This window comes from Streptomyces sp. bgisy100 (genome assembly GCF_057709105.1).
This window is the reverse complement of record NZ_JBYITE010000019.1, coordinates 47,585-70,470: the sequence shown is the minus strand read 5'-3', so window position 1 is coordinate 70,470 and position 22,886 is coordinate 47,585. Positions and strand designations below refer to the sequence as shown.

General features: G+C 72.7%; 25 protein-coding genes. 16 read left to right on the top strand and 9 right to left on the bottom strand.

All coding sequences use genetic code 11. The annotated features are described in order from the left end of the window. Positions 1–378 precede the first annotated feature (378 nt). A complete protein-coding gene (locus AC3EQ1_RS15570) occupies positions 379–702 on the bottom strand; it encodes a chorismate mutase (RefSeq protein WP_432094898.1) in 324 nt (107 codons plus the stop codon). Positions 703–934: 232 nt separating this feature from the next. Between AC3EQ1_RS15570 and guaA the strand changes: the two genes are divergently transcribed. From guaA to AC3EQ1_RS15540, 6 genes are all read left to right on the top strand, one after another. Further along, entirely contained in the window at positions 935–2,644 is a 1,710-nt protein-coding gene (gene guaA, locus AC3EQ1_RS15565) for a glutamine-hydrolyzing GMP synthase (RefSeq protein WP_432094929.1), read from the top strand. Positions 2,645–2,784: 140 nt separating this feature from the next. After that, the gene (locus tag AC3EQ1_RS15560) at positions 2,785–3,363 is read left to right on the top strand and encodes a Uma2 family endonuclease (RefSeq protein ID WP_432094897.1); all 579 of its coding nucleotides are present in this window, start codon (positions 2,785–2,787) and stop codon (positions 3,361–3,363) included. Positions 3,364–3,564: 201 nt separating this feature from the next. Further along, positions 3,565–4,350 carry a class II aldolase/adducin family protein gene (locus tag AC3EQ1_RS15555; protein ID WP_432094896.1) on the top strand — a complete coding sequence of 262 codons (786 nt, stop codon included), beginning with the start codon at positions 3,565–3,567 and terminating at the stop codon, positions 4,348–4,350. Positions 4,351–4,442: 92 nt separating this feature from the next. Beyond that, positions 4,443–5,549 (top strand): hypothetical protein, encoded by a 1,107-nt coding sequence (locus AC3EQ1_RS15550; protein WP_432094895.1) that lies wholly within the window; start codon positions 4,443–4,445, stop codon positions 5,547–5,549. Positions 5,550–6,000: 451 nt separating this feature from the next. Then, entirely contained in the window at positions 6,001–6,534 is a 534-nt protein-coding gene (locus AC3EQ1_RS15545) for a DoxX family protein (protein WP_432094894.1), read from the top strand. Positions 6,535–6,878: 344 nt separating this feature from the next. After that, entirely contained in the window at positions 6,879–8,201 is a 1,323-nt protein-coding gene (locus AC3EQ1_RS15540) for an HAD family hydrolase (protein ID WP_432094893.1), read from the top strand. A gap of 303 nt (positions 8,202–8,504) precedes the next feature. On the opposite strand, the gene AC3EQ1_RS15535 is transcribed toward AC3EQ1_RS15540, so the two are convergent. Then, entirely contained in the window at positions 8,505–8,702 is a 198-nt protein-coding gene (locus AC3EQ1_RS15535; RefSeq protein ID WP_432094892.1) for a hypothetical protein, read from the bottom strand. Then, positions 8,689–9,978: a PspC domain-containing protein gene (locus AC3EQ1_RS15530; RefSeq protein ID WP_432094891.1), complete on the bottom strand. Its 1,290-nt coding sequence runs from the start codon at positions 9,976–9,978 to the stop codon at positions 8,689–8,691. Before AC3EQ1_RS15530 ends, AC3EQ1_RS15535 begins: the two co-directional genes overlap by 14 nt. 220 nt (positions 9,979–10,198) lie before the next feature. Here AC3EQ1_RS15530 and AC3EQ1_RS15525 point away from each other — a divergent pair, with 220 nt between their 5' ends. The 6 genes from AC3EQ1_RS15525 (at position 10,199) to AC3EQ1_RS15500 (ending at position 15,766) form a co-directional block, all read left to right on the top strand. Continuing rightward, a complete protein-coding gene (locus AC3EQ1_RS15525) occupies positions 10,199–12,025 on the top strand; it encodes a serine/threonine-protein kinase (RefSeq protein ID WP_432094928.1) in 1,827 nt (608 codons plus the stop codon). Between the two features lie 266 nt (positions 12,026–12,291). Further along, positions 12,292–13,590 (top strand): PspC domain-containing protein, encoded by a 1,299-nt coding sequence (locus AC3EQ1_RS15520; RefSeq protein ID WP_432094890.1) that lies wholly within the window; start codon positions 12,292–12,294, stop codon positions 13,588–13,590. Further along, on the top strand, positions 13,587–13,718 hold the full coding sequence (locus tag AC3EQ1_RS15515; protein ID WP_432094889.1) for a hypothetical protein: 132 nt from the start codon (positions 13,587–13,589) through the stop codon (positions 13,716–13,718). The genes AC3EQ1_RS15520 and AC3EQ1_RS15515 overlap by 4 nt, the downstream gene beginning before the upstream one ends. Continuing rightward, entirely contained in the window at positions 13,715–14,413 is a 699-nt protein-coding gene (locus AC3EQ1_RS15510; RefSeq protein WP_351510670.1) for a LuxR C-terminal-related transcriptional regulator, read from the top strand. Before AC3EQ1_RS15515 ends, AC3EQ1_RS15510 begins: the two co-directional genes overlap by 4 nt. A gap of 327 nt (positions 14,414–14,740) precedes the next feature. Then, positions 14,741–14,914: a hypothetical protein gene (locus AC3EQ1_RS15505; protein WP_432094888.1), complete on the top strand. Its 174-nt coding sequence runs from the start codon at positions 14,741–14,743 to the stop codon at positions 14,912–14,914. Positions 14,915–15,190: 276 nt separating this feature from the next. After that, positions 15,191–15,766 carry a dihydrofolate reductase family protein gene (locus AC3EQ1_RS15500; protein ID WP_432094887.1) on the top strand — a complete coding sequence of 192 codons (576 nt, stop codon included), beginning with the start codon at positions 15,191–15,193 and terminating at the stop codon, positions 15,764–15,766. Positions 15,767–15,859: 93 nt separating this feature from the next. Here AC3EQ1_RS15500 and AC3EQ1_RS15495 read toward each other — a convergent pair whose 3' ends face one another. After that, positions 15,860–16,264: an ATP-binding protein gene (locus AC3EQ1_RS15495; RefSeq protein WP_432094927.1), complete on the bottom strand. Its 405-nt coding sequence runs from the start codon at positions 16,262–16,264 to the stop codon at positions 15,860–15,862. A 295-nt stretch (positions 16,265–16,559) separates the two neighbouring features. On the opposite strand from AC3EQ1_RS15495, the gene AC3EQ1_RS15490 reads away from it, so the two are divergent. The 3 genes from AC3EQ1_RS15490 (at position 16,560) to AC3EQ1_RS15480 (ending at position 18,003) form a co-directional block, all read left to right on the top strand. Further along, on the top strand, positions 16,560–17,348 hold the full coding sequence (locus AC3EQ1_RS15490; protein ID WP_432094926.1) for a Scr1 family TA system antitoxin-like transcriptional regulator: 789 nt from the start codon (positions 16,560–16,562) through the stop codon (positions 17,346–17,348). Then, on the top strand, positions 17,345–17,596 hold the full coding sequence (locus AC3EQ1_RS15485) for a DUF397 domain-containing protein (protein ID WP_432094886.1): 252 nt from the start codon (positions 17,345–17,347) through the stop codon (positions 17,594–17,596). The genes AC3EQ1_RS15490 and AC3EQ1_RS15485 overlap by 4 nt, the downstream gene beginning before the upstream one ends. 155 nt (positions 17,597–17,751) lie before the next feature. Further along, complete coding sequence (locus AC3EQ1_RS15480; RefSeq protein WP_432094885.1) at positions 17,752–18,003, top strand: DUF397 domain-containing protein; 252 nt, start codon at positions 17,752–17,754, stop codon at positions 18,001–18,003. 73 nt (positions 18,004–18,076) lie between these two features. Here the strand turns inward: AC3EQ1_RS15480 and AC3EQ1_RS15475 are convergent, their stop codons facing one another. The 5 genes from AC3EQ1_RS15475 to AC3EQ1_RS15455 form a co-directional block, all read right to left on the bottom strand. Then, the gene (locus AC3EQ1_RS15475) at positions 18,077–18,451 is read right to left on the bottom strand and encodes a hypothetical protein (protein ID WP_388850013.1); all 375 of its coding nucleotides are present in this window, start codon (positions 18,449–18,451) and stop codon (positions 18,077–18,079) included. Positions 18,452–18,705: 254 nt separating this feature from the next. Beyond that, positions 18,706–19,140: a roadblock/LC7 domain-containing protein gene (locus AC3EQ1_RS15470; protein ID WP_432094884.1), complete on the bottom strand. Its 435-nt coding sequence runs from the start codon at positions 19,138–19,140 to the stop codon at positions 18,706–18,708. 37 nt (positions 19,141–19,177) lie between these two features. Next, the gene (locus AC3EQ1_RS15465; protein ID WP_432094883.1) at positions 19,178–19,963 is read right to left on the bottom strand and encodes a transcriptional regulator; all 786 of its coding nucleotides are present in this window, start codon (positions 19,961–19,963) and stop codon (positions 19,178–19,180) included. Continuing rightward, complete coding sequence (locus AC3EQ1_RS15460; RefSeq protein ID WP_432094882.1) at positions 19,960–20,436, bottom strand: hypothetical protein; 477 nt, start codon at positions 20,434–20,436, stop codon at positions 19,960–19,962. The genes AC3EQ1_RS15465 and AC3EQ1_RS15460 overlap by 4 nt, the downstream gene beginning before the upstream one ends. A 762-nt stretch (positions 20,437–21,198) precedes the next feature. Beyond that, a complete protein-coding gene (locus AC3EQ1_RS15455; protein ID WP_432094881.1) occupies positions 21,199–22,263 on the bottom strand; it encodes a C40 family peptidase in 1,065 nt (354 codons plus the stop codon). A 242-nt stretch (positions 22,264–22,505) separates the two neighbouring features. On the opposite strand from AC3EQ1_RS15455, the gene AC3EQ1_RS15450 reads away from it, so the two are divergent. After that, positions 22,506–22,859 (top strand): hypothetical protein, encoded by a 354-nt coding sequence (locus AC3EQ1_RS15450; RefSeq protein WP_432094880.1) that lies wholly within the window; start codon positions 22,506–22,508, stop codon positions 22,857–22,859. The last annotated feature ends 27 nt before the right edge of the window (positions 22,860–22,886 follow it).

Genomic DNA, 22,886 nt, shown 5'->3' with positions numbered 1-22,886 from the left:
GCGTGGTCCCACGACGCACACCGCTTGGGTCAGTCCTGAGCCAAGCCGCTCGGCACGTCACACGCTCCGGTGATTCCGCCCTGTTGCCACGGGCCCGATCGAACAGGGGCGGAGCCACGCGTGGTTCTCGCTGACCGCCCCTGGATGGCACGGACACCGAACTCAACGAAGGGGCCGCCCGCCCGGTCACGCGCCGTACGGGTGACCTGTGGCGCCTGCCGTACGACCTCCCTTCGATCATGAGCCGGGAGCCGGGAGCCGGGAGCCGGGAGCCGGGAGCCGGGAGCCGGGGCCCGGGGCCCGGGCCCGGGTCGGGGTCGGGAGGGACCGGCCGCGGGCCCCGGCGGCCCACCGGGTCGCCGGGGCGGACGTACGCCCTCAGACCCGGCCGCGGCACAGCTCCAGCAGCGTCATCGCCAGCGCGGTGCCCGGCTTCCCCAGCTGGCCGCTGTAGTGGTTCAGGATCTCCATCTCGCGGGAGAGGTTCACCCGCCGGCCGCCGGAGGTCATCCGGGCCTGCTGGATGGCCTCCGAGACGGCGATCCGTTCCTGGACGAGGCCGATGATCCGGCCGTCGAGATCGTCGATCCGGTCCCGGGCCCCGCCGATCAGGGCGGCGGCCTCGTCGGTCCCGGCTCCGGTGTCCGCGGATGCCGGGCCGTGCGTGGGGGCCGGTGCGGGGGTGGTGGTGACGGTGCTCATATCGGTGTCTCCTCGGGGTGCTCGCCGCCCCGAGCCGTCAGGACCGGAAAAGACAGAACGCCCCGGGCCTGTATCGGCCCGGGGCGCCTGGGAAGTCGCTTGTCAGTGGCTCAAGCAGCACGACCATGGCAGCCGGACGGGCCGGTGCCATAGGTAAAGACGAACGTCGTGTGCTGATGCATGGGAGCCAGTATGCCCGACCGCGGCCGCACCTCCCGGGAGGGCCCGGATGATGAGACGGGAGGGCGCGCCTCCCGCCCCCGTTAGACTCGGGGGCACCACCCCTGTACGACACCGCCGGAAGGCCGCCGAAGTGCCATCAGCGACCCGCCCCTCGTCTTCGCCGGAGGGAACTCCCGCCGCCCCCGACGCCGACCGCGCACCGGACACGGTCCTGGTCGTCGACTTCGGCGCGCAGTACGCCCAGCTCATCGCCCGCCGGGTGCGTGAGGCCCGGGTCTACAGCGAGATCGTCCCGCACACCATGCCGGTGGCGGAGATCCTCGCCAAGAACCCGAAGGCGATCATCCTCTCCGGCGGCCCGTCCTCGGTCTACGCCGAGGGTGCGCCGCACCTGGGCCGGGAGATCTTCGACGCGGGCGTCCCCGTCTTCGGCATCTGCTACGGCTTCCAGGCCATGGCGCTGGCCCTGGGCGGCACGGTCGACAACACCGGCGGCCGCGAGTACGGCCGTACTCCGCTGAACGTCACCCGCAATGGCTCCACCCTCTTCGAGGGCACCCCGGGCGAGCAGCCGGTGTGGATGTCGCACGGCGACGCCTGCTCGGCCGCCCCCGAGGGCTTCACGGTCACCGCGACCACGGACGGTGCGCCGGTCGCCGCGATCGAGAACGACGAGCGGAAGCTCTACGGCGTCCAGTACCACCCCGAGGTGCTGCACTCCACCCACGGCCAGCAGCTGCTGGAGCACTTCCTCTACCGCGGCGCCGGCCTGGAGCCGAACTGGACCACGCACAACGTGGTCGAGGAGTCGGTCGCGGCGGTCCGCGAGCAGATCGGGGACAAGCGGGCCATCTGCGGGCTGTCCGGCGGGGTGGACTCCGCGGTCGCCGCCGCCCTCGTCCAGAAGGCCATCGGCTCGCAGCTCACCTGCGTCTACGTCGACCACGGGCTGATGCGCAAGGGCGAGTCCGAGCAGGTCGAGAAGGACTTCGTGGCCGCGACCGGCGTGCAGCTGAAGGTCGTCGACGCGGAGCAGCAGTTCCTCGACGCGCTCAAGGGTGTCTCCGACCCCGAGGAGAAGCGCAAGATCATCGGCCGGGAGTTCATCCGGGTCTTCGAGAAGGCGGCCTCGGAGATCGTCGCCGAGGCGGGCGCGCACGGCGAGTCGGTGGAGTTCCTGGTCCAGGGCACCCTCTACCCCGACGTGGTCGAGTCCGGCGGCGGCACCGGCACCGCCAACATCAAGTCCCACCACAACGTGGGCGGCCTCCCCGAGGACCTGCAGTTCCAGCTCACCGAGCCGCTGCGGAAGCTCTTCAAGGACGAGGTCCGGATGGTCGGCCAGGAGCTGGGCCTGCCGGAGGAGATCGTCCAGCGGCAGCCGTTCCCCGGCCCGGGCCTGGGCATCCGGATCGTCGGCGAGGTCACCAAGGATCGCCTGGACCTGCTGCGCGACGCCGACGCCATCGCCCGCGAGGAGCTGACCGCGGCCGGTCTCGACCGCGACATCTGGCAGTGCCCCGTGGTGCTCCTGGCCGACGTGCGCTCGGTCGGCGTCCAGGGCGACGGCCGCACCTACGGCCACCCGATCGTGCTGCGACCGGTCTCCTCCGAGGACGCCATGACCGCCGACTGGTCGCGCCTGCCGTACGAGGTGCTGGCGAAGATCTCCACGCGGATCACCAACGAGGTCGACGAGGTCAACCGCGTCGTCCTCGACGTGACGAGCAAGCCCCCGGGCACCATCGAGTGGGAGTGACCTCCCGCTAGCCGACAACGCCGACGCCGTCGCTCATTCGTTTGAGTGGCGGCGTCGTCGTTCGGCCTGGGGAGGCCGGCCGTACGGCCGAGAATCCCGCCAGGGGAGGAACCACGTCCGACGAACCACCGCGCCGGTCCGTGCCGTCGCACGCTCCGCGCCGGCCGGAACCACCGAGGGACGGCTGCACCGTGGACGACCTCTTCGGCCTGCCCGGCCTCCCGCCGCACACCGAGCTGATCGACGGGAGCCTGGTCTTCGCGAGTCCACAGCGGGCGTTTCATACGCTGGCGATGTACCTGCTGGAACACGGACTGCGTGCCACGGTTCCCGAGCGGCTCCGGGTGCGGCGGGAGATGACCGTGGTCATCGACCGGAGGCAGGGATCGGAGCCCGATCTCTCGGTGGTGCGCGCGGAGGCGGCGACCGGGCCGGATCTCACCGCCCATCAGGCTTCCGACGTGGTGCTGGCCGTCGAGGTCGTGTCGCCCGACTCCGAGAAGCGCGACCGGGAGCGCAAGCCGCAGCTCTACGCCCAGGCCGGTATCCGGCACTTCTGGCGGGTGGAGAAGGGCGAGGACGGCCGCCCGGTGGTCTACGTCTACGAGCTGGACGGCGGCACCAAGGCCTACGGTCTCGCGGGCATCCACCACGACCGGCTCAAGCTGACCGTGCCCTTCGACATCGACCTCGACCTCGCCGCTTTCGACACCTTGTAGAGCCGGGCACCGAGCTCGCCTCCTGAAGCCCGGCACAGGTGGTGGTGCCGGGCTCCGTCATGCCTGTGGCTCCGCCCCGCGCGGCTTCGGAAGGCCCCGGCGAGGTGCGGATCCGGTGAGAGCCCGTCCGGGCCCTGGTCTCCTGCGGTACCGGGCGGTAGCTTCCCTGGCACACGCCATGGACGAGGAGGTTCAGCCGCGATGCCGGAGCCGACGCCGATACCCACCGACCAGCTGCAGTTCGCGATGCCGCCGACCCACGCGTCGCTGGGGGACGAGCGGCGCCACCGCAAGGAACGGCTCACCGCCGCCCTCCGGCTCTTCGGGCGGTTCGGCTTCGAGGAGGGAGTGGCCGGGCACATCACCGCCCGGGACCCGGAGTTCACCGACCACTTCTGGGTCAACCCCTTCGGAATGTCCTTCAAGCACATCACCGTGAACGATCTGATTCTCGTCAACCACGAGGGCCAGGTCGTCGAGGGACGCTTCCACGTCAACCAGGCCGCGTTCGCGATTCACTCGCAAGTGCACCGGGCCCGGCCGGACGTCGTCGCCGCCGCGCACAGCCACTCCACCTACGGCCGTGCCCTCTCCTCGCTGGGCGAGCTGCTGGAGCCGATCACTCAGGACGTCTGCGCCTTCTACGAGGACCACGCCCTGTTCGACGACTACACGGGCGTCGTCGTGGACGAGGAGGAAGGGCGCCGGATCGCGAGCGCGCTCGGCCCGCACAAGGCCGTCATCCTGCGCAATCACGGCCTGTTGACGGTCGGCGACTCGGTCGACGCCGCCGCGTGGTGGTTCATCACCATGGAGCGGTCCTGCCAGGTGCAGCTGACCGCGAAGGCGGCGGGCAAGCCCGTCCGGATCGACCACGAGAGCGCCCTGCACACCCGGGAGCAGCTCGGGAACGATCTCGTCGCATGGATCAACTACCAGCCCCTGTGGCAGCAGATCACCCGCAGCGAGCCCGATCTGCTGGGCTGATCCTGCGTCCGAAGCGTGCCGATTGCGGCACAATTCCCTCTCGGTGACCGGGCGTTGCCGCGCGTGTGCGGCGAGAGAGGCAGGGTTGTCCCATGGCCGTGGAGACGGCGAGAGATGGATTGCCGGAGGGCGGCCACGGCGGCAGCTGTTCCTGCGGTGCCTGCCCGTACGGCGCCCGTGAGGGGCACCGGCGCGCGGTGGCCGCGTTCATCCGCCGGCGTGAGGAGCTGGCGGCCGGACAGGGGGTGCCCGGCGCGCTCGTCCACTCGGCCGGGGCCTCCCGGCAGTGGGTCGCGGACGAGCTGACGCGGTCCGCCCGCACCGTCGCCGAGTTCGGCCGGGCGGAGGGCCGCATGTGGCAGCGCCGCGGCCGGGGCGGCTTCCTCGGGCCGCTGGTCGGCGACGACAACCGGCTCTCGACGTCCCGGGCGGTCGCCGCGCTCTGGACCCTGGTCGCGGTGGCCGCGGTGCTCGTACCGGCCGGGCGGCTGGCCGTCTCCGGCGGCCGGTCCCGGCCGCTCGACGGACTGCGCATCGGCCACGGCGCCGCACTGCTGACCGTGGTGGCCCTGAGCTGTCTGCTGTCCGTCGCGGTGACGGCCGTGGTCCGGCAGCGGGTGCGGGCGAAGCGGCTGCAGAAGGTCGCCGCCGCCCGGCCGCGGATCAGGGACCTGGTGTCCGACGACGGAGGCCGCGGAAGCTTCGCCGATGTGCAGTATCTGCTGGTGACGGGCGCCGCGGCGGTGGTCGCCGCGGTGCTGCTGGTGCGCGAGCCGCAGCGGCTGCCCGCGCTGCCGTGGACGGTCGCGGTCCTGGTCGCCGTCTCCGCCGCGACGTATCTGGCCGCGGTCTGGTCGGAGGGCGGGCGGCCGGTCGTGCTGTCGGTCGTCCGGTCCCGGGAGGCCGGCGACCTGGACGGGCCCATCCGGCGCGGGGAGGACATCGAGATCCGGGGCAGCGGCTTCGTGCCGCCGGGCGCGGCGACCCCGGAGGCGCTGGCCCGGGTGGTGGTACGGATCGGCGCCGTGCATGTGAACGTGCCGCTGGTCCCGGTGGCCGGCGGTTTCGGCAACCCCACGGACGCGGTGCTGACGGTCCCGGTCCCGGCGGAGGTCGAACCGGGACGGGTGGACGTCCAGGTGATCACCGCCGCGGGTGCCGAGACGAACCGCTGCACCATCGACGTGGCCGACGGCTGAGCCGGCCTTCTCCGGGGCGGGCGGCAGGCGCGTCGCGGCAGCTGCGTCGGCAGCTGCGTGGGCCGGATCGGCAAGGGCGGTGCCCGTCCGGGTCGCGTGGCCTGGGACCGCTGCCCGGACGGGAGGCGCGGCTTGGCACCGCGCCCGGCCGGATGGCGGCTTGGCACCGCGCCCGGCCGGGAGGCGGGTGCGCCGCGCACCGGCTCGGTCCGTCCGGCCCTGGTGATCCATCCCCCTTGCCGCCGCCCCCGCTCAGCCCCTGCTCCACCGTGCCCCGCTCCGCTCCGCCCGTCGCTGCCCCGCCACACCCCACCCGCCCCGGCCCGGCACCGGCACGAGCAGCCACGATGCCGCTCGGACTGAACCCTCGCGGAGCCCCGTTCGTACCTCTCGCAGAAGTCCTCAGGCGTGGGGAGAATCGTGCCTGCACGGCACCGAGGAGGCGGACGGTATGGCTCATACGGATCTGGACCGCGTGATCGCACGAGGGCCGGACGGGCGGCGCGGCCCGGAGACGCTGCGGGCGGTGGCCTCCCGGTACGCACTGCTGCCGCTGCGGGTCTTCCTCGGCGTCACCTTCATCTACGCGGGTCTGGACAAGCTGACCGACCCGGGCTTCTTCGCGGCCGGCGGGTCCGGCTCGGTCGGCGAGATGATGCGCTCGGCCCGGGACAACGCCGCGATTCCGGCCATGGTCGATCTCGCCCTCAAGAGCCCGGCCAATTTCGGATACGCGATCGCGGCCGGTGAGCTGGCGGTCGGCATCGGCACCCTGCTCGGCGTCCTCGCCCGCCTCGCCGCCCTGGGCGGCGCGCTGATCTCGCTGAGCCTCTGGCTGACGGTCAGCTGGCAGACCCAGCCGTACTACTACGGCAACGACCTGATCTACCTGATGGCGTGGCTCCCGCTGCTGCTCGCGGGGGCATCGGTGCTCTCCGTCGACGCGCTGCTGGCCCGCCGCCGACGGCGGTCGCCCTGGCGGTAGGCAGGTAGAGGCCGGCAGGCGGGGACGGCCCCGGGGCGCCGGACGACGCCCTCCGGGGCCGGAGACGCACGTCGGCGCGCCGGACGACACACCTTAGGGCCCGTGCTGCACCTTGGCGCCGGAAGGTGCGCCCCCGCTCCGGAGGGTGTGCGCGGCCGGGCCCGCAGGAGCCGCCGGAGCCCCGGCCGGGGCGCAGCCGCAAGGGGGACATGCCGCACCACGCCCCGCATGCCCGGCTTCGGGGGCTACGCGGAGGCCGTCCTGCCGGATAAGGTCCGTGATCGACGCCGAAACCTTTCTTCACGGGTTCCGCGCTCGACGCGCCCCCATGCCCAGGAGGTCCCATGCTCCGCAAGCAGGTTCTGAGGCCGGTCACGACGGGTCTCGCACTCGCTCTCGCCGCCACCGTCGGACTTCCGTGGACGGCAGCGGCGCATGACGCCTCGTCACCGCGCACCTCCCGGGCCGAGTGCCCGCAGCTGAGCAAGGATCTGCCCTGGTACGGCGGCAACCGCGCGAAGCTCCAGCGGATGATCGACGAGCGCGGCTCGTGTTCCGCTAAGTCCCGCAGCGGCGCCGGGAAACCCGTCGCCGCGTTCGACTGGGACAACACCATCGTCAAGAACGACATCTCCGACGCCACGCTCGCCTGGATGCTCAAGCACGACAAGATCCTCCAGCCGACGAGCTGGCGCGCCACCAACAAGTGGATGACCGCGGCCGCCCACCGCGCGCTCACCCGGGCCTGCGGCACCTCCGTCCCGGTCGGCCGTCCGCTGCCGACCTCGACGGACACCGGCTGCACCGACGAGATCCTCGACATCTACGAGGGCGCGAAGACCTCGGCCGGGGACACCGCCTTCAGCGGGGTGTGGAACCACCGGCGGACCGTGCCCGAGTACGTCTGGATCACCCAGCTCTTCGCCGGGCACAGCCCCGCCCGGCTCACCGAGTTCGCCCGGAAGGCGCGCGCCGAGAACCTCGCCGCCCCCGTCGGCTCCGTGCAGAAGGTCGGCACGCACGACTGGGCGGGCTATGTGCGCTACTACGAGCAGCAGTTGGATCTCATCCGCACGCTCCGCAAGGCCGGGTTCGACGTGTGGGTGGTCTCCGCCTCCGCCGAGCCGATCGTCCGCGCCTGGGCTCCCGGCGCCGGGTTCACGAAGAACCGCGTCATCGGCATCCGCAACGTCGTGCGGGACGGCCGTCTCACCACCGGCGTCCAGGGGTGCGGCGACGTCAAGGACGACACCCGCGGCGAGGCGCTGACCTACATGGACGGCAAGCGCTGCTGGATCAACAAGGGGATCTACGGCATCAAGGGGGCCGAGGCCTGGCGGCAGCAGGACCCGGCGCACCGCATCGCCTTCGGCGCGGGGGACGCGGAGACCGATGTCACCTTCGTCGACGACGCCACGGCCGGTCACCTGGTCATCAACCGGAACAAGACCGAGCTGATGTGCCGGGCCTACGACAACGCCGACCGGCGGTGGATCGTCAACCCCATGTTCATCGAGCCGAAGAAGCGGCAGTCGGCGCCCTACCGGTGTGCGACCGAGGGCTACATGAACACCGACGGCGTCGAGGGCCCGGTGCGGCGCCCCGACGGCTCGGTCGTCCCCGACCAGAAGGACCGGGTGTTCCCGAAGGGGACGGCCCGCTCGTAACGGCTCGCTCGTAACGGCCTGCTCGTGACGGCTCGCTCGTGACGGCTCGCTCGTCACTGGGCTCTTGGCGGCCTGCTCGTGACGGGCCGCCGGCTCGTGACGGGGCCGGACCGCGAAGCGGCGACGGCGCACGGGGCCGGCCGCTTCGGCGGTCCGGCCCCCGGCGCCCGGCCCTGGCCCCGGCACCTGGCCCTGGCCCCGCCCCCGGCCCCCGCCCCCGCTCATGCGCGGGTGCCCGGCGCTGGTGCGCCGATGCCCGGTGATCCGGGGGAGGGGCGCCGGATCACCGGGCCCCGGGGCTCCTCAGCCGCGTTCGCCGCGGCCGGTGCCCAGGTACACCGAGGCCAGGGCCGCGAGGGACAGGCCGCCCACGACGACCGGGATCAGCACCCACAGCGCGGTCTCCCAGACGTCCGTCGCGTCCAGGACCCGGAGCAGACCGGCCGTCAGCAGGACCAGGCCCGCGATCAGCTTCCCCGGTTCGAGGTCATGGCGTCGCACGGACCACCTCCACCTGGCCGACTCCGGCCTCCACGTCCAGTTCGACCGTACCCCGCGCCCGGCTGTCCTCCGCGGGCTGGAGGGTGACGCTTCTCTCGATGTCGGGTGCGGAGTCGGCGTCCCCCGGGCCGTCCCCCGGCAACCGGAGTTCGCCCACACCGACTTCGGCGTGCAGCCGCACCGTGGCACCGTCCGGGACGATGACTTTCAGACGGCCGAACCCCAGACTCACCCCGGTGGCGATCCGCTGGCCCTTCCGCAGCTCCACCCGGGACAGGTCGAGGGTGCCCGAGCCGGTGCCGAGTTCGTAGCCGGGCCGGACCGCCGCGGCCGTCGCCGGAGTCCAGGACCGCTGCATCCAGTCGGTTGTCACGCTCTTCGGCAGCGCCGCCACCGCCGCCATCAACGCGCAGGTCAGCAGCGCCATGGCGATTGTTCCGGCGCCGGTCCGGCCGAACCGGGAGCTCAGCGCCGTCCCGAGGCCGAACACCCCGAGCGCGGCGGCCAGACCCAGCTCCAGCGTGGTGCCGAGCGGCCGGGCGTCCCAGGAGAGGGCGACCACCACCGTGCAGGTGGCCGCGGCGAGCAGGAAGATCCGGCCGCCGATGCCGTTCCGGCCGGGGGCGGGTTCCTTCGTCTCCCGCGGGACGTCGGCCGGGCCCCACAGATACCCGGTGCCGGTGGGCCCGCTGGTGCCGTCCTTGGTGATGGGATCGCGCCACCAGGACGGAGCGCCCGGCGCGGGCGGCGCGGTGGTCTCGGGCGGCGCGACCCCGTGCGCGGGGGCGTGCGGCGGACTTCCGGCCGCCGTACGGGCGGTGGACCGGTCTGCCGGGCTCTCCCGCTCGGTCCTGCGCCGGTCCTGCGACCGGTGCGCCGCCCCGAGCACCGCGGCCGACAGCATCGCCGCGAACACCAGCACCGGGCCGTTGTCCAGCATCGACAGCAGCAGCCCGCAGCCGACGAGGGCGCACAGCACGGCCGTCAGCGCCGGGCCCTCGACCCGGCCGGACAGCATCCGGCGCAGCTCGTTCTCGTCCTCCCCGTCGAGCGGGATCATCAGCCAGGCGAATCCGTACGCCAGCAGCCCGAATCCGCCCGCGACGGACAGCACGGCCAGGACCACCCGGAAGACGACCGGGTCGACGTCGTAGTGGCGCCCGAGGCCCCCGCACACCCCGGCCACCACCTTGCCGCCGCGGCTGCGCCGCAGCGGCGGACTCGGGCGGGGGCCGGGCGCGGGCGGCGTTCCGGCGGCGGTCTGCTGGTCGTTCATTGCTCCATGGTGACGGTGCGGGGAGGCGCCGTGCACCGGGAGCGACCCTGGCCGAACCCTGATATCCCCCCTGGGGACGGGTGGGCGCCTCGCCGATATCGTGTCCGGGTCATGACCGGTGGGGGAAACAGAGGGGCGCATCGTGTACGGCGCGGAGTCTGACGAAGGACGGCTGGTTGCCGCGCGGTACCGGCTGCTCGAACGGATCGGCCGCGGTGGCATGGGCACGGTGTGGCGCGCCGAGGACGAGATGCTCGGCCGCCATGTCGCGCTGAAGAAGCTGCACGTGGCGCCGCACCAGACCGACGAGGAGCGCGCCACCCTCTACGAGCGCACCCGCCGCGAGGCCCGCAGCGCCGCCCGTATCACCCATCCCAACGTCGTGGTCGTGCACGACGTCGTCGACGACGGCGGCCTGCCGTGCATCGTCATGGAGTACGTGCCGTCCCGGACGCTCTCCGAAGTCCTCAAGGAGGACGGCCCGCTGACACCGGACGAGGTGGCCCGGATCGGCCGCGGCATGATCGCCGCGCTGCGGGCGGCACACGACGCCGGGGTGCTCCACCGGGACGTCAAGCCGGGCAACGTGCTGCTGAGCGAGGGCGGACGGGTCGTGCTGACCGACTTCGGCATCGCCATGGCGTCCGGCACCTCCACGCTCACCAAGACCGGTGAACTCGTGGGGTCGGTGGACTACGTCGCGCCGGAGCGGGTCCGCGGCGGGAGCCCGGGGCCCTCCTCCGACCTGTGGGCGCTGGGCGCGACGCTCTATCAGGCACTGGAGGGGCAGCCCCCGTTCCGCAAGGCCACGGCGATCGAGACCGCGTACTCCATCGCCGTCGACCCGCTGGAGCCGCCCCGTTCGGCCGGTGCGCTGGGCCCGCTCATCGAGGAGTTGCTGGCGAAGACCCCCGAGGGCCGGCCGGACGCTGTCGCCGTGGAGCGGCGGCTGCGGGAACCGGCGGCCGAGGCGGAGACGGCGACGGTCGACCGCACCCGGGTGCTCGACACGGACGCCGTGCCGGGGGCGGCGGCCGGTCACGGCACCGAGACGGGTACGGGAACGGGTACGGGAACGGGCCCGGGGACGGGAACGGGCCCGGGGACGGGAACGGGCCCGGGGACGGGAACGGGGACGGGAACGGCTACGGATGCGGGGCCCTGGGCCGCGCGGCCCTCCGGGAGCTTCGGGGCCGCGATCCCCGGCCCGCGCCATGAGGCCCCGGCGCCCGCGGCGGCCATGCCCGCATCAGCCGCGCAGGCACCCACCGGGACCACTCCCACCGGAACAACTCCTCCCGGAACCACCCCTCCCGGCATCACCCCTCCTGGCACCGGCTCTTCCGGAACCATCCCCTCCGGCACCACCACCACCACCACCGCCACCTCCTCCGGCCGGCGCCGCACCTGGCTGTGGGCGGTGGCCGGAGTGCTGGCCGCCGCGGCGGCGGTGGGCGGCACGATGATGGCGATGAACCACCCGGACTCCGGTGTGGAGGTGTCCCCCGGGAACACCCGTCCGGCCGACTCCGGGTCGTCGAAGGGCGCCGAGCCGTCGAAGGGCACCGAGCCGACGCCCGAGCCGTCCCCCGTCCCGCCGGGCTACCACCTGGTCAGGGAGAAGGAGATCGGCGTCTCCTTCCCGGTGCCCGACGGCTTCAGGCGGGATCCCAAGTCCACCCCCGAACAGCTCACCTACGTCGACCCGACCGGCCTGGTGGGGGTGCGGATCAATGTCATCGACTTCGCCAGCACCGACCCCCTGGCGCACTTTCGGAACGTCGAGTCCAATCTGAAGACCGACGACCCCAGTTACAAGCAGCTCCGCATGGACCGGACGAAGTACCGCGATGCGCCCGCCGCCGTCTGGGAGTTCACGCTCCAGGGCAAGGAGCGCAAGTTCCGGGCCATCGACCTCGGCTTCGGCCGGGTGGGCGGCAAGGAGTACGCGGTCTACCTGTCGGCCCCGGATCTGGAGTGGGCGAAGCACCGGCCCATCTTCGATCACGTCCGGAACGGCCTGCGGCTGCCGAAGGACGCGCTGTAGGAGCGTCGGCGGGCCCGCTGACCCCGACGGGTCCCGGGAACGGCTCCCGGGGCCCCTGGGGACCCGCGCTCCCGGCTCTGGGGACCCGCGCTCCCGGACCCTGGGGACCCGCGCTCCCGGACCCTGAGGACCACGCTCCCGGAACCGGGGACCCACGTGTCCGGGTGACGTCGGGGCCCTCGGGGGCCGAGTGCGGCGCAATGCCCGGGAACCCTCAGGGTCGACCCTGATGCCCCCGCCCCGTCCCCCATGTGACGATCTGGACCATGACCGCCGCCTCAGCCCGCACCGGAGGGCCGTACCCCCCGGCGTCCGACCCCGCCGACGAGCCCGGCGTGCGCAAGCTCTACCGCAGCGCCGAGGGCCGGATGCTCGGCGGCGTGGCCCGCGGGCTGGCCGGGCACCTCGGGCTGCCGGTCTCCTGGGTGCGCATCGTCTTCGTGGTGCTCTTCCTGGTCGAGGGCCTGGGGGCGCTGCTGTACGTCGGGTTCTGGTTCGTCGTCCCGCTCGGCGTCGGGGGCGTCGACAGCTCCCGCGGGCCGCACCTCGCGACCGGCGCCGACGGCCGCCGCCGCCTGGCCCGTAAGCCGGACAAAGGACAGCTCTTCGCCCTGCTCGCCCTGGTCGTCGGCCTGGCGGTCTTCGTGGACACGCTCCGGCTCGGCCGGGCCGTCGACGCCTACGTCTGGCCCGCACTGCTGATCGGCGCCGGTGTGGCCCTCTTCTGGCGGCAGGCCGACAACGCCCGCCGGGCGCACTGGATGGAGGTCGGCCGCAGCAAGCGCGTCCTGCCGGTGGTCCGCGGGGCGGCCGGGGTGCTGCTGGTCTGCCTCGGGGTGACCGGCATCGTGGTGATGCAGAGCTCGGCCAAGAACCTCGGCTCGGTGCTCCAGGCCTCGCTCGCCGTCCTCGTCGGCATCGCGCTGCTCGCCGGGCCGTACGTCGTCCGGATGACCCAGGACCTGTCCCAGGAACGCCTGATGCGCATCCGCGCCCAGGAGCGCGCCGAGGTCGCGGCGCACGTCCACGACTCCGTCCTGCACACCCTCACCCTGATCCAGCGGAACGCCGACGACCCCCGGGAGGTGGCGCGGCTCGCCCGCGCCCAGGAGCGGGAGCTGCGCGCCTGGCTCCACCGGCCCGAGGGCACCGGCCGGGACGCCACCGACAAGCCGCAGACCTTCGCGGCCGCGGTGCGCCGCGCCGCCGCCGAGGTCGAGGACCACCACGGGGTGCCCGTCGAGGTGGTCTGCGTGGGGGACTGCCCGCTGGAGGACCGGTTGGGCGCCCAGCTCCAGGCCGCGCGGGAGGCGATGGTCAACGCCGCCAAGTACGGTGGCGAGAGCGGGCCGGTCCAGGTCTACGCCGAGGTCGAGGGCCGCACGGTGTTCATGTCCGTACGGGACCGGGGCCCGGGCTTCGACATCGACGCGGTGCCGCAGGACCGGATGGGGGTCCGGGAGTCGATCATCGGCAGGATGCGGCGCAACGGCGGCACGGCACGGCTGCGGTCCGCACCGGACGGGGGGACGGAAGTGGAACTGGAGATGGAGCGTTCGCCGTGAACGGCGGCGGCAGCGGCAGGGGCAGCGGCGACAAGGGCAGCGTCGGCAAGGGCGGCCGCAGCGGTCCCGGCCCGGCGATCACGGCAGCCGCGGACGCGGCGGAGCGGAAGACGAGGGACGGACGATGACCGAGGGCACACAGGACGGCACGCCGGCGGACGGCCGGACGGTACGGGTCGTCCTGGTCGACGACCACCGGATGTTCCGGACCGGCGTACAGGCCGAGATCGGCCGGACGGAGAGCACGGGCGTCGAGGTCGTGGGGGAGGCCGCCGACGTCGACCAGGCGGTCACCGTCATCACCGCGACCCGCCCGGAGGTCGTCCTGCTCGACGTCCACCTGCCCGGCGGCGGCGGTGTGGAGGTGCTGAAGCGCAGCGCCGCCCTGATGGCCGACCCCGAGCGGCCGGTCCGCTTCCTCGCCCTGTCGGTGTCGGACGCGGCCGAGGACGTCATCGGCGTCATCCGCGGCGGCGCACGCGGCTACGTCACCAAGACCATCACCGGATCGGACCTGGTCAACGCCGTCTTCCGGGTGGCGGACGGGGACGCCGTCTTCTCCCCGCGGCTCGCGGGCTTCGTCCTGGACGCCTTCGCCTCGACCGACGCGCCGCCGGTCGACGAGGACCTGGACCGGCTCACCCAGCGCGAGCGGGAGGTGCTGCGGCTGATCGCGCGCGGGTACGCGTACAAGGAGGTCGCCAAGCAGCTCTTCATCTCGGTGAAGACCGTGGAGAGCCATGTCTCGGCGGTGCTGCGGAAGTTGCAGCTCTCCAACCGCCACGAACTGACCCGGTGGGCGACGGCCCGACGGCTGGTCTGAGCCGCCGGGCGAGCCCGTCGCAGCCGTCGGTCGGGCCCGCGCAAGCCGTCGGTCGGGTCAGTCGAAGCCGTCGGTCGGACCCGTGCAAGCCGTCGGTCGGGCCGCGGCGGGAGGGCACGGGACGGGGACATCGCGGGTGGGGCGGGCGGTACCGGTCCGTCTCGGACCCCGGTCTCTCAGATCTTGATCAACTCTCTGGCCGGGTGCGGCCGGGGGAACCTAGCCTCGACCCCACGCGTGCGGACGCCGCCGCATGCCGAACGGTGCGTGGCGGCTGCCGGCACGTTCGGCTGTCCGTCTCCTCCCCCCCCACATGTGAGGTGCACCGTGGTGAAGGTCGGAATCTGGGTTCTCTGGGTCGCCGTTCTGGTCGTGGTCAACAAGTTCCTGCTCGACGACGAGTGGGCCGAGCTCGCCTTCACGGCGGTCTCGGGCGGCCTGTGGGCCTACGTGATGTCGTATGTCGACCGCCGCGGGACCGCTGCCCGGGAGACTGCCTGAGGGACTGCCTGAGACTGCCTGTGGGACCGCCGCCCGAGGGACCACCGCCTGAGGGGCGGCTGCCTGACGGCCCGTCCCGAACCGGAGGACGCGACGACACCGCCTCGCCGCGGTGCGTCGCCTCCCGCCGCATCGGGCGTATCGTCTCGGCCGTGACCGGCGCGTTCCCTCGTGCCGGCTGCTCGTGCCGACCGCCGGCCACCCTTCGGCGCCCCCGGGCGCCCACCCGGTCCGGCGGTGGGCACAGCGCCCCCGACGACCGCGGCGAGGACTGTCATGCGAAAGATCGTCCTGATGATGTCGGTGTCCCTCGACGGCTACATCGAGGGGCCGCACCGGGAAATCGACTGGCACCTCGTCGACGAGGAGCTGCACCAGCACTTCAACGATGAGCTGCGCGGCATGGGTGCCTTTCTGAGCGGCCGGGTCACCCATGAGCTCATGGCGGATTTCTGGCCGACCGCGGACGCCGATCCGGACGCCCCTCCCGTCATGGTGGAGTTCGCCGAGATCTGGCGGGAGAAGCCCAAGATGGTGTTCTCCCGCACCTTGAAGCGGGCGGACTGGAACACCGTCGTCATGCGCGACGTGGTCCCGGAGGAGATCCGGGAACTCAAGGAGCAGCCGGGCGGGGACGTGGTGCTCGGCGGCGCCGACCTGGCGGCGACCTTCATGCGGCAGGACCTGATCGACGAGTACCGCGTCTACGTCCACCCGGTCCTGATCGGCCGCGGCAAGCCCCTCTTCCCGGACACGGACGCCCGGACTTCTCTCCGCCTCGTGGAGACCCGGGCCTTCGGCAACGGGGTGGTCCTCCTCCGCTACGAACGGCCCGGGGCGGCTGTGGGGTGACGCGACCGGTGCGGTGGGCGCGGCCGGGGGTGTGGATGAGGGGCACCCCACAGTCCCGCGAGTCCCGCGCCTGCCCGGCTGACGCGCGCCGGATCACACGGCCGTCGGGAGCTTGAGTTCGAACCACACGGTCTTGCCGATGCCGCAGCTCCGGGGATGGGCGCCCCATTCGTCCGCCAGCGCGGAGACCAGTGCCAGGCCGCGGCCCGACTCGTCGTCCGCCGACGCCTCCCGGGGTTTCGGCACATCGTCGCAGGCGTCCGAGACCTCGATCCGGAGCCGTCCGTCCCGCACGACGCACCGCGCACTGATCTCACGGCCCGGGGAGACCCGCGCGTGCCGGCAGGCATTGGTCATCAGCTCGCTCAACAGGAGGACGGCGGTGTCCCGGGTGTCTTCCGGAACGCGCCACGAACGCGCCTGCTCCCGCAGCAGAACTCTCGACCTCCCGACACTGCGCGCATGCCGCGGCAGCCGCCATTCGATGTCCTGCGGCAGGCCGTTGGCGTACGGCTCGGGTGGGACCGAGGCGGAGTCCGACGGTTCGGACACGGCGTCGTGAGGAGGGGAGGGGTGAGGGTGGGCGGCCATCGGAATCCTCGGTGCTGAAGTCGCAGGTGCGGCAGGGGCGGTGGGCTGTCACATGGACAGGGGAAGTTGTCCCGTTTCCGGCACCTACGGTGCTGGCGACCGCCTAGCCTCGGCAGTAGCGACCCGGGTACGGAACGTGGCTGTACCCCGCGCGCACCGAGGAAGGCGAGGTGCGGTGACCACCGAGAACGCCCAGCCGCCGATGGCGTGGCGGTACTGCGGGAACCAGATCAAGCTGTGGCGCACCCAGGCCGGGGTGACCCGCGAGGGCCTGGGCAAGGAAGCCAACTACGACTACGAGTACGTCAAGTCCATGGAACAGGGCCGCCGCAAGCCGACCCTCCGGCTGCTCGAAGTGGCGGACGAGATGCGCGGGGCGCGGGGGATGCTGCTCGCGGCGCAGGACTATCTGAAGCCGGAGAGGTTCCCGGCTCGTACGCAGGAATACATGGCGACCGAAGCTGATGCCATTGCCGTCCACTGGTACGAATCCCTGCTCATTCCAGGGCTCTTGCAGACTGAGCAGTACGCACGGGCCCTCATGAGTGGGAGTTGTCCGCCGCTGGACGACTCGACTATCGAAGAGCGGGTCACAGCCAGGCTGCAGCGACAGGAGAAGTTGACTCGCCAACCCACGGTCGTCTTCGGGTTCGTTGTCTACGAGGCTGCGCTCCGGTCGATGACCGGGGGCCCAGAGGTCATGAGGAGCCAGCTCCAGCATGTGCTGGCAATAGCCGAGCTCCGCAATGTGGCCGTTCAGGTGTTGCCGGTCGGCCGTGCTGCCTCTGCTGCGCTCAGCGGCCCGCTAATCCTGCTGGAGAACGCGGAGCACGAACAGTACGCATACGTTGAGGGACAGGAGACGAGTGCCCTGCACGTCGATCGCGGCAAAGTGAGCGCCCTTGTCCAGCGACATGGCATGATCCGCATGCAGGCGCTCAGTGTTGAGGATTCGTCCCGGTTCATCGCAGCAGTCGCGGAGGAGCTATGAGCAGCCAACTGGTGTGGTTCAAGTCCAGCTATAGCGACGACCAAGGCGGTGCCTGCATCGAGGTCGCGGTCGCGTGGCGCAAGTCCAGTCACAGCGGTACGGGTGGCGGCGACTGCGTCGAGGTCGCTACCTGCCCCGGCACCGTCCATGTCCGTGACTCCAAGGACAAGAGTGGTCCGCAGCTGGCGTTCAGCCCCGGTGCCTGGGCGGACTTCGTCGCCTACGCCGCTCGGCAGCCGGTGTGTTGAAGGTTCGCCGACCATCGTTCGGCGACCCGATCGGTCCACGCGGTCGCGGTCGCGGTCGTGGCCACGAACGCGAGGAGCCCAGGCTCCTTCCGGTGCAGATCACCCGCCTCTGGCGGAGTGTCGGCACGCTTCATCACGTCCTATGCGGAGGAGCTATGAGGGACGAGCTCGTGTGGTTCACGTCCAGCCACAGCAGCAGCGGCGGTGGCGAGTGTGTCGAGGTCGCCGTCTCCTGGTTCACGTCCAGCCACAGCGACACCGGGGGAGGCAATTGCGTCGAGGTCGCCACCTGCCCCGGCACCGTCCACGTCCGTGACTCCAAGGACAAGAGCGGCCCGCAGCTGGCGTTCAGCCCCGGCGCCTGGGCGGACTTCGTCGCCTACGCCGCTCGGCAGCCGGTGCGGTGAAGCGGCCGCGGCGCGCGGGGAGCCGGGACCCCTTGTCGGGCTCCCCGCGCGCGGCCGTTGTGCCGGGCCGGTGTCAGACCTCCAGCTCGGACTCGACCTTCCGGAGCTGGTGACGGGCCATCGCGAGGTTCGCCCGGTCCTTGTCCAGGGCCAGGTAGAGGAACAGGCCGTTGCTGCCACGGGACTTCAACAGCCGGATCAGGTGGTACTGGCTCCCGAGCGTGATCAGGATGTCCTCGATCTCCTCCTTGATGCCGAGCATTTCCATGGTGCGGACCTTGGCGCGGACCACATCGGTGTTGCCCGCGGCGGCCACCGACAGGTCGAGCTCCTTGCCCCCGCCCAGGGTTCCCAGCGCCATGCCGCTGGTGTAGTCGACGAGGGCGACGCCGAGCGTGCCCTCTATCGAGGTCATCGCTTCCTTGAGGGCGGTCTCGGTATTGGCCATGGTTGATGCACTTCCTTTCCGTTGGGGTGTTCTCCGCTGGGTCGCGGTGCGGGTCGGCCCGCGCCGTTCGGCGGATTTCGGGGGGTTCGGATCAGGCCTGGACGGTCTGGCGGTCGGTGGCGGAGGCGGAGACAGCGGCGGGGGCGGAGCGGGCGGCGCCAGTGGCGGTGGCGGCGGCGGTGGGGGCAGCGGCGGTGCCGGTGGCCGGGACGGCGGGTCGGGGGCGGGCGGCTGACGGTGCCGGGCGGGGCGGGTCACGGCAGCTCCGGGCGGTCGAGGGCGCCGTCGACGAGGTCACCGATGCGGGCACCGGCCCGGCGGCCTTCCAGGTGCAGCCGTCCCACATTGGTCCGCGAGCCCGCCATGACCGTCACGACGGCCGACGTGCCCGCCGCGTAGGTCGCGACGTAGCCGTGGTCGCCGCGGAGCAGCAGTTCGCGGAACTCGCCCTGGCCGGTGGCGTCCGTCATCCGCAGGGCGACCCCGAGCGCGGCGGCGGTGAGCGCGGCGACGCCCTCGGCCTCCACGGGGGCCGCGTCCTGGGCCAGCACCAGGCCGTCGATGCTCGCTGCCAGGGCGCCGGTCAGATGGGGGACACGGGCCCGTAACCGCCGCAGCTCGTCGAGGACTTCGGTTTCGGCGGCCAACAGCTGTCTCCTCTCGGCGCGCAGTCTCAACGCTCGCCTCATGACGGCGTGGAGAGGGCCTGGTGGACGGACCGGGGACTCACAGGCGTGCCTCCAAAGCATCACGAAGCCGGCGCAGCAGAGCGATGTCCGGGTCGGCGGAGAGGTCCGCGACCCAGTCGGGAACGGGATGGGGTGCGGGGGGCGGTTCGGACGCGTGGGGTGTCCGGATGTGCCCGGCCGCTGCCAGCCGGCGCACGTCGATCAGGGTGTGGAAGGCCGGGCGGCCCAGCAGCCGGGCGATCTGGGCGGGCCTGCGGAGGCCGTCCGCCAGGTCCAGTACGGCCCGTTGGCGGTGCGGCACCGCGGGGGCGCGGGCCGACGGGTGCCGGGTGACGGGGGAGGTGTCGACGGCCGGCCACGGCCACAGGCCGTCCAGGAGGTCCCGTCGGCGCCGCGACTCCCGGGCCACGTGCTCGGCCCGTACCGGGCGGATCGGGCCGAGCCAGTGCACGGCGCCCTGGCGGAAGCGGGTGGGGCCGTCGCTGGGGGCCAGCGCGAAGTACGCGGCGTCGAACAGCGCGTTCAGATGGCAGATCTCCAGCTCGCCGTCGCCGAGGCTGCCGCTGTCGACGAGGTGGCGGCCGACCCGGCAGTGCGCACCGGCCCGGTCGACGGCCTCCTGCCAGCGCTCGGCGGGGAGACGTCCGGTCGTGGTCAGGAGGACGTCGATGCCGGGGGCGGCGTCGCTCTCCGCGTGCACCACGGCGCCGTCGGAGAGGAAGAGGGTGCCGCCGTCGCGGAGGAGTGCGCCGGTGGCCCGGTCGGCGGCGAGACGGGCCAGCAGCGGGAGTTCGGCGGGCCGCGTCAGTTCGGTGGTTCTCATCCGAGCACCAGCCGCTCGGCGAGGTCCTTCAGGCATATTCGGGCGAGGGCGAGGTTCCCCTCGTCGCGGTCGAGCCACACGTGGACGAAGACGCTGCTGTCGAAGGTGGTCTCCACGAAATGCAGCAGGTGGTAGCCGGTGCGGGTGGTGACGATGACGTCCTCCACCGGGGCGCCCTTGCCGGGGTCGGCGAGGTCCGGAGATCCGAACGTTGCCCGGTCCAGCGCCGGCCGCGGCGGTCCGGGCGGCCCCCAGGGTTCGGCCGGCCGGTGGGACTCGGTGAGCGCGAACGCGGTCTGCTCGGCGGCCATACGGGCCAGCTCGGCGGTCTCCGCCGCGGTGGCCTCGTGGTCGCCGTTGGGCGAGTCGCCGACGGTGCCGAGGGCCAGGCCGCTCGTCCAGTCGACGACCGCGGCCCCGCGGGCGCCGGGCAGCGTCATGGCTTTGAGCAGGCACTCGTCGATTCCGGGCACGCCGACTCCCCTCCCTGTGCAGCGTGCTGACGCTGTGGGAGCGCGTCAGTGACGAAGAGATTACGTACCGTGGCATCGAAGGTGGGGAGTTATGGCATTACCCCGCGGAATATGCCCTTGGATCGCTAGACTCCGCCCCCCGCCGGCTCGGTGAGCCTCCGGTTCCGCTCCCGGACGGCGGCGCGCGTCTCGTCCGTTGGCGGCAGGGGAGCCGTTCGGAGTCCCGCGGAGGGTCACCCCGCCGACTCGAAATCCGGCTCTCTCGCCGCGTCTTCGCAGGTCCGGGCATCCCCGAGTGGCGTACCGGAGCTCCGGCCCCGAGAGCGGAGTCACCCCGTCCGGCAGCGGCGGCCGGGACGTGCGATGCGATCGGCGGCGCCCGGTGCGGGAGGTGGTGCGCGGCGTGGCCCGGAGCGCGGAGCGCGTGTGATCTCCGGCACCAACCCGCGCCGGGCGCCCCGCACGGGCCCGTACTCGGCAACCGGCGCCCGCGATCCGGTTCCCCGCGATCCGGTTCCCCGTAATCCGGCGCCCCGCAATCCGGTCCCCGTCATCCGGATCCCGGCAATCCGGCTCCCGGCGCTCGTCCCCGGCGCCCGACCTCGGCCGCCCGCCGGGCCCGACCGCCGAGAGGTGGTGACGAACGGGACGACCACCGTGGAGCCGGTGACGAGGGCCGACGAAAACGGAACGACCACCCTGACGTCGGCTACGACTGCCGACTGCCGCCGGTCGCCGAGCCCCGGCCGCGTCCCGCTCCGGCTACGCCGGCCGGGCCGCCCCCGCGAACGGCATCTGGTCGATCGGCGCCAGCCGCACCGGGGCGCCCGGCCGCGGCGCGTGGATCATCTGCCCGTTGCCGATGTAGAGCCCCACATGGCTGATGCCCGAGTAGAAGAACACCAGGTCACCCGGGGCGAGCTCGGAGCGGGGGACGCGCTGCCCCGCGTTGATCTGGGTGTAGCTGGTGCGGGGGAGGGCGACCCCGGCGGCCCGCCAGGACGCCTGGGTGAGCCCGGAGCAGTCGAACCCGTCCGGCCCGGTCGCGCCCCACACGTACGGCTTGCCCAGCGCCCCGTAGGCGAAGGAGACGGCCTGGGCGGCGCGGGCGTTCGGTGCCTTGAGGCGGGCGGCGCGCGGGGCCCCGCGGTCAGCGCGGTCCGCACTCTCGGCGGCGTGGTCGTCCTGCCGGAGGACGGTGGCGCGCTGCTTCGCCGTGAGCCGGTCCAGCAGCCGCTCCGCCGCGGCGAGCTTCCGGTGCGCGGCCTTCTTCTGCGTCCGCAGCTCGGCCTGGTGGCCGCGGAGTTCCGCCAGCCGGTCACCCGCCTGGTCACGGACCTGGTCGAGGCCGCGGAGCTGGTGGCGGATCCCGGCGACGGCGGTCGCCTGCCGGCTGCCCGCCCGGTCCATCAGCGAGGCGCGCTCCAGGTACTGGTCCGGCGCGGAGGAGAGCGCGAGCTGGAGCGCCGGGGCGATGCCGCCCGAACGGTACTGGGCGGTGGCCAGCGAACCCAGTGCGTTGCGGGAGGCGTTCAGCCGCTGCGTCCGGCGGGCCGCCTCGTCCCGGAGTCCGTCCAGGGCCTGCTGCGCCTTCACGGCCTTCTCCCGTGCGCCGTTGTACTTCTCGGTGGCCTCCTCGGCCTCCTGGTGGAGCCGGTCGACCTCGGCCTTCACCCGGGCGGTGCCGGGTCCGGGGTCGGCCAGCGCGGTGCCCTCCAGGGCGCCTCCGCCGGCGGCGGAGGCGAGGGCGAGGGTCACCGCCGTACGGGCGGTGGTACCGGTCAGCGATCGCCGCCTGGGCTTCCGGTGCGAGGCCACGGCCGCCATCACATCCTTCCAACGGTCCGACAGCCGCGGGGGGTTCGGCCGTCTGGAGGAGGACGCTAAGCCCGCCGGGCGGGAGCAAGTACGAGGATGAGCGGGACTGGGTCCTTTACGCGCGGGTCTGAACGGAAGCCCCGGGTGATTTCTCGCCGCTCTGGCGTTTCCCGGCGCGCGCATGATCGAAATGGCGATTGAGCCGGACCCGGCTGCGAGAGGGTGCTATGGGCCCGGTTACGCTCCGCCGCATGGACATATTGATCAATGTCTTCGTCGGCCTGCACATCATCGGCATCGCCTCGCTGCTCGGCGGATTCCTCACCCAGATGAAGGCGATGGGCCAGGGCACGGCGCGGTTCGTCCCCGCGATGCTGCACGGCGCGCTGACCATGCTCGTCACCGGCGTCGCGCTGGTCGGCCTGAACCAGGCCGACGACCAGACCCCGAACACCGTCAAGCTCGGCGTGAAGCTCGCCCTGCTGGTCGTCATCCTCGCCCTGGTCTACGTGAAGCGGGACGAGGAGAAGGTCGAGAAGGGCGCCTTCGCCGCGGTCGGCCTGCTGACGGTCGCCAATGTGTTCATCGCGGTGCTCTGGACGTAGCCCCGCAGTCCCGGCCCGGGACGTAGC

Coding starts and splice junctions, on each gene's coding strand:
- AC3EQ1_RS15570 (WP_432094898.1), bottom strand. CDS start 702: ATGAGCACCGTCACCACCACCCCCGCACCGGCCCCCACGCACGGCCCG.
- guaA (WP_432094929.1), top strand. CDS start 935: ATGAGACGGGAGGGCGCGCCTCCCGCCCCCGTTAGACTCGGGGGCACC.
- AC3EQ1_RS15555 (WP_432094896.1), top strand. CDS start 3,565: ATGCCGGAGCCGACGCCGATACCCACCGACCAGCTGCAGTTCGCGATG.
- AC3EQ1_RS15550 (WP_432094895.1), top strand. CDS start 4,443: ATGGCCGTGGAGACGGCGAGAGATGGATTGCCGGAGGGCGGCCACGGC.
- AC3EQ1_RS15545 (WP_432094894.1), top strand. CDS start 6,001: ATGGCTCATACGGATCTGGACCGCGTGATCGCACGAGGGCCGGACGGG.
- AC3EQ1_RS15540 (WP_432094893.1), top strand. CDS start 6,879: ATGCTCCGCAAGCAGGTTCTGAGGCCGGTCACGACGGGTCTCGCACTC.
- AC3EQ1_RS15530 (WP_432094891.1), bottom strand. CDS start 9,978: ATGAACGACCAGCAGACCGCCGCCGGAACGCCGCCCGCGCCCGGCCCC.
- AC3EQ1_RS15525 (WP_432094928.1), top strand. CDS start 10,199: ATGGGCACGGTGTGGCGCGCCGAGGACGAGATGCTCGGCCGCCATGTC.
- AC3EQ1_RS15520 (WP_432094890.1), top strand. CDS start 12,292: ATGACCGCCGCCTCAGCCCGCACCGGAGGGCCGTACCCCCCGGCGTCC.
- AC3EQ1_RS15510 (WP_351510670.1), top strand. CDS start 13,715: ATGACCGAGGGCACACAGGACGGCACGCCGGCGGACGGCCGGACGGTA.
- AC3EQ1_RS15500 (WP_432094887.1), top strand. CDS start 15,191: ATGCGAAAGATCGTCCTGATGATGTCGGTGTCCCTCGACGGCTACATC.
- AC3EQ1_RS15490 (WP_432094926.1), top strand. CDS start 16,560: ATGGCGTGGCGGTACTGCGGGAACCAGATCAAGCTGTGGCGCACCCAG.
- AC3EQ1_RS15485 (WP_432094886.1), top strand. CDS start 17,345: ATGAGCAGCCAACTGGTGTGGTTCAAGTCCAGCTATAGCGACGACCAA.
- AC3EQ1_RS15480 (WP_432094885.1), top strand. CDS start 17,752: ATGAGGGACGAGCTCGTGTGGTTCACGTCCAGCCACAGCAGCAGCGGC.
- AC3EQ1_RS15475 (WP_388850013.1), bottom strand. CDS start 18,451: ATGGCCAATACCGAGACCGCCCTCAAGGAAGCGATGACCTCGATAGAG.
- AC3EQ1_RS15470 (WP_432094884.1), bottom strand. CDS start 19,140: ATGAGGCGAGCGTTGAGACTGCGCGCCGAGAGGAGACAGCTGTTGGCC.
- AC3EQ1_RS15465 (WP_432094883.1), bottom strand. CDS start 19,963: ATGAGAACCACCGAACTGACGCGGCCCGCCGAACTCCCGCTGCTGGCC.
- AC3EQ1_RS15455 (WP_432094881.1), bottom strand. CDS start 22,263: ATGGCGGCCGTGGCCTCGCACCGGAAGCCCAGGCGGCGATCGCTGACC.
- AC3EQ1_RS15450 (WP_432094880.1), top strand. CDS start 22,506: ATGGACATATTGATCAATGTCTTCGTCGGCCTGCACATCATCGGCATC.